The following is a 227-nucleotide window of genomic DNA, read 5'->3' as shown; positions in this document are numbered from 1 at the left end:
GGGCCGGATGACCCGAAGGTGATTGACGGGCGCCATTTCTTGCCTCAGCACCGGGAGCGCATCGTGCTGGTGGGTTTCCGTCGCGATCTGCAGCTGCATGCTGGATTTACGCTGCGCGACATCGCGGCGCAGTACCCGGCGGTGCGGCCAACATTTGGCGAGCTGCTGTAGCCGACGGTCGATGCGAAATTTATTCTTACGCCGGTGCTGTGGAAATATCTTTATCG

Annotated in this window: 1 pseudogene; it reads left to right on the top strand. The window is 59.9% G+C overall.

What is annotated here, in order from left to right:
• Nucleotides 1-168: pseudogene (locus IM317_RS23825) on the top strand (DNA (cytosine-5-)-methyltransferase); the annotation flags it as partial.
• Nucleotides 169-227: the final 59 nt, after the last annotated feature.

It is taken from the genome of Enterobacter cloacae complex sp. S3, assembly GCF_014930495.1.
GTDB classification, from domain to species: Bacteria; Pseudomonadota; Gammaproteobacteria; order Enterobacterales; family Enterobacteriaceae; genus Enterobacter; species Enterobacter asburiae_B.
The sequence above is the reverse complement of the archived record's forward strand: the minus strand, read 5'-3'. Positions and strand labels throughout refer to the sequence as shown.